This window comes from Streptomyces purpurogeneiscleroticus, assembly GCF_020024005.1.
Classification (GTDB): domain Bacteria; phylum Actinomycetota; class Actinomycetes; order Streptomycetales; family Streptomycetaceae; genus Streptomyces; species Streptomyces purpurogeneiscleroticus.
This window is the reverse complement of the sequence record NZ_NHSG01000225.1, coordinates 1-4,296: the sequence shown is the minus strand read 5'-3', so window position 1 is coordinate 4,296 and position 4,296 is coordinate 1. Positions and strand designations below refer to the sequence as shown.

The following is a 4,296-nucleotide window of genomic DNA, read 5'->3' as shown; positions in this document are numbered from 1 at the left end:
GCCGGGGCTTGCCGCCGCGGGCGGCGACGGCAAGCCCCGGCGCGGCGGCACGCTGCGCGCCGCGTTCGCCGGCGGCGGCGCGAGCGAGACCCTCGACCCGCACCGCACCAACCTCTTCGCCGACGCCGCCAGAGCCAAGGCCCTCTTCGACAAGCTCGCCGACCAGGGCGCCGACCTCTCCGCGCAGCCGCGCCTCGCCGCCTCCTGGGAGCCCAACGACGGCCTGGACCGCTGGCGGGTGAAGCTGCGCAAGGCCACCTTCCACGACGGGAAGCCGGTGACCGCCGCCGACGTCCTGTACAGCTACCGCCGCATCGCCGACCCGAAGGAGGCGTTCCGCGCCAAGGCGTCGCTGGAGCCCATCGACCTCAAGGCGAGCCGGGCCGTCGACGACCGCACGGTCGAATTCGTCCTGAAGCGCCCCACAGCCGAATTCCCCAATGTGCTCGCCGCGTTCGGCGCGTACATCGTTCCCGACGGCGCGCGCGAATTCGACAAGAAGCCCGTCGGCAGCGGCCCGTTCCGTTTCGTCTCCTTCACGCCCGGCCGGTCCGCCGTCGTCGAGCGGTACGACGAGTACTGGGACGGCGCGCCGCACCTGGAGCGGCTGGAGTTCGTGATCGCCAACGAGGAGTCGGCGCGCGTCAACGCCCTCCTCGGCGGCCAGGTCGAGTACGCCCACGAGCTCAACCCGACCACCGCCCGCGCACACGAGGGCAAGGGGCAGGTGAAGATCGTCCGGCTGCGCAACAGCGCCATGCAGGCGTTCGCGATGAAGACCGACCGGGCGCCGTTCGACGACAAGCGGGTGCGCGAGGCGTTCTTCCTGATCGCCGACCGCGAGGAGCTGGTCAAGGGCGCGCTGTCCGGCGCCGGCGAGATCGGCAACGACCTCTTCGGCAAGGGGTACGAGTACTACGCCGACGGCCTGCCGCAGCGCACCCAGGACCTGGACAAGGCCCGCCACCTGCTGAAGAAGGCCGGTGCCGACGGCCTGAAGGTCACCCTGGACACCTCCCCCGTCGCCGCCGGCTTCACCGAGGCCGCGTCCATCTTCCGCGACCAGGCCGCCAAGGCCGGTGTGCACGTGAAGGTGAAGGTGGGCAGCAAGGACACCTTCTGGACCGACACCCTCGACTCCGGGACGCTGGCCAGCTACCGCTCCGGCGCCATGCCCATCGAGTCCCACATCTCCCAGCGGCTGCTCACCGACTCCACCACCAACGCCACCCAGTGGCACCACAAGGACTTCGACGCGCTCTACCAGCAGGCCCAGTCCACCAAGGACAAGAAGGACCGGGCGGCCGTCTACGAGCGAATGCAGCGCCGGCTGTACGCCGAGGGCGGCTTCCTGGTCTGGGGCTTCGCCGACTGGATCCTCGGCATGGCCGAGAACGTCCGCGGCGTCGCGCACGACGCGCCCGCCAACACCCTGGACTGGGCCCGCTTCGACAAGGTGTGGCTGGCGTGAGCGGTACTGAAGCGGTGCGCGGTACCGGTACCGCGCTCGTCTCCAGGTCCGCGCGCGGCGACGGCCTGCGCGCCTGGGTGGTCCGCCGGCTGCTGCTCGGCGCAGGCCAGACCGTGGCCGTCGTCCTGCTGGTCTTCGCCCTCACCGAGGCGCTGCCCGGGGACGCGGCCGTGGCCCTGGCGGGCGACCAGCCCGACCCGGCCCGTGTCGCGGCCATCCGCGAGGCCCTGCACCTGGACCGGCCGGCCCACGAACGCCTCGTCGCGTGGGCGGGCGGCCTCCTCCACGGCGACCTCGGCACCTCGCTGGCCTCCGGCCGCCCGGTCGCCACGTATCTCGCGAACGGCTTCGGCCCGACGGTGCTGCTCGCGGCCCTGACGGTCGCGCTGCTGATACCGGTCTCCGTCGGCCTCGGCGTGATCGCCGCGCGCCACGAGGGCCGGTTCGCCGACCGCCTCATCAGCTCCGCGACCCTGGGCATCTACGCCGTACCGGAGTTCGCCCTCGGCGTCCTCCTCGTCACGGTCTTCGCGCTCCGTCTGGGCTGGCTGCCGCCGACCGCCGTGGGCTACGGCACCGATCTGCTCGCCCACCCCGCGGCGCTCGTCCTCCCGGTCCTCGTCCTGCTCGCCCGGCCGGTGTGCTCGCTGGCCCGCCTGGTCCGGGCCGGGATGATCGACGCGCTGGCGTCGCCGTACGCCGCGCAGGCCCGCCGGTACGGCATCGCGGGCGCGCGCGTCCGGTACACGCACGCCCTCCCCAACGCCCTCGCCCCCGCGGCGCAGCAGCTGGCGCGCACGATCGACTGGCTGCTGTGCGGCGTCATCGTCGTCGAGGCGCTGTTCGTGATCCCCGGCCTCGGCACGGTCCTGATGAACGCCGTCGCCGAGCGCGACGTCCCCGTCATCCAGGGCCTCGCGGTGGTCTTCGGGCTCACCGCCGTCGTCCTGAACCTCGGCGCGGACCTGGTGGCGCGCCGGTTCACGCCCCGAGCGGCGGTGGCCGCATGAAATCCCTGACGACCACGGTCCGCCGCAGCCCGGGCCGCTTCACGCTCGCCTTCCTGCTCACCGCCGTACCGCTGCTGATCGCTCTCCTCGGCCCGCTGTTCGCGGGCGAACCCGGCCCCCGCGGCGCCTCCTTCACCCTCGGCGACGGGCACTGGGCCGGCACCGACTTCGTCGGCCGGGACGTCTGGCGGCAGGTGCTGCTCGGCGGCCGTACGGTGGTCCTCACCGCGCTGTCCGCGACCGCGCTGGCCTACGTGGTGGCCCTGCCGCTCGGCCTCATGAGCGCGCTGACCCACCGCGGCTGGCTCGAAGAGCTCCTGATGCGCCCGCTGGACGTCCTCCTCGCGGTGCCGTCCCTGCTGCTGATCCTCCTCGCCGCGGCGGTCTTTGCGCCCGGTGCCGCGGGGCTCGCGCTCCTCGTCGCCCTGGTCAACATCCCGGACGCGGCCCGCATCATCCGCGCCACCGCGGCCGAGGCGGCCGCCCGCCCGGCCGTCGAGGCGCTGCGGATGCAGGGCGAGACCTGGTGGCGGATGGCCGTGGGCTACGTCGGCCGGTCGGCCCTGCGCACCCTCGCCGCGGACGCCGGGACCCGGCTGACCGGCGTCCTGTACCTCGTCGCCACCGCCGCCTTCCTGGGCGTCGGCGTGGCGCCGGACGCCGCCGACTGGGCGGTGATGGTCGACCGCAACCGCACGGGCCTCTTCGTCCAGCCGTGGGCCGTCGTCCTGCCCGCGGTACTGATCGTCGCCCTGACCATGGGCGGCAACCTGCTCTTCGACGCGGCGCTGACGGGGCGGGGGCAGCGTCGGACACCGCTCCGCAAGCCGCTGCCGGCACGAAAGGAAATCCGCACGTGAACGGGGCCACAGACACTTCCCTGCTGCCCACCGGCGACCCGGTCGCGGAGATCGAGAACCTGCGGGTCGTGCTCGGCTCCGGTACGGGACCCGGCCGCGCGATCGTCGACGGGATATCCCTGCGGCTGCACCCCGGGCGGATCACCGCGCTCGTCGGCGCGTCCGGCAGCGGCAAGACGACCACGGGGCTGGCGCTACTGGGCGAGTACCCGCCCGGCGCCCGCGTCACCGGCGACGTACGCGTACCGGACGGCCTCATCGGCTACGTACCTCAGCACCCGGCCGCCGCCCTCAATCCCGCCCGCCGGGTCGACGCCCTCCTCCGCGACATCGCCCGCGCTCAGGTACGCGACCTGCCCCGCCGCGACCGCCGCACGGCAGTCACCGAACGCGTCCTGCGGGCCTGCGCACAGGCCCAGCTCCCGTACGCGGAAGCCCTGTTGCGCCGCTACCCGCACCAGCTCTCCGGCGGCCAGCAGCAGCGCTTCGTCCTCGCCCAGGCCCTGCTGACCGGTGCCCGCGCGGTGATCGCCGACGAGCCGACCACCGGCCAGGACGACCGGACCAAGCGCCGCATCGTCGAACAACTCGCGGCCCTGGCCCGCCAGGGCATCGCCGTCCTCCTCCTCAGCCACGACCTGGAGGTCGTCCGCGCCCTCGCCGACGACCTCTACGTCCTGCGCGCGGGCCGCGTCGTGGAATCGGGCCCGACGGACGAACTGTGGCAGTCACCCCAACACGACTGGACCCGCGAACTGTTGACGGCCACGGCACCTCCGTCCTCAGCCACAGCCACCCACTCCGGCCGCGAGGACCAGACCCCCGACACCCACTCCGGCCGCGAGGCCCAGACCCCCGACACTCACTCCGGCCGCGAGGCCCGGACCCCCGACACCCACTGCGGCCGTGAGGCCGAGATCACCGACACTCCCGGTACCGCCGACACCCCCGAGGC

At 73.7% G+C, this 4,296-nt stretch carries 4 protein-coding genes; all 4 read left to right on the top strand.

Annotation, left to right across the window (positions count from 1 at the left end):
• On the top strand, positions 1 to 1,471 hold a 1,471-nt coding region (locus CCS38_RS14625), incomplete at its 5' end, for an ABC transporter substrate-binding protein (protein WP_223733694.1).
• 14 nt (positions 1,472 to 1,485) lie between these two features.
• On the top strand, positions 1,486 to 2,481 hold the full coding sequence (locus CCS38_RS14620) for an ABC transporter permease (protein WP_223733695.1): 996 nt from the start codon (positions 1,486 to 1,488) through the stop codon (positions 2,479 to 2,481).
• Positions 2,478 to 3,341, top strand: a complete 864-nt coding sequence (locus tag CCS38_RS14615) for an ABC transporter permease subunit (protein WP_223733693.1) — start codon at positions 2,478 to 2,480, stop codon at positions 3,339 to 3,341. Before CCS38_RS14620 ends, CCS38_RS14615 begins: the two co-directional genes overlap by 4 nt.
• The coding region (locus tag CCS38_RS14610) for an ATP-binding cassette domain-containing protein (RefSeq protein ID WP_223733692.1) at positions 3,338 to 4,296 on the top strand (959 nt) is incomplete at its 3' end. The genes CCS38_RS14615 and CCS38_RS14610, both read left to right, overlap by 4 nt.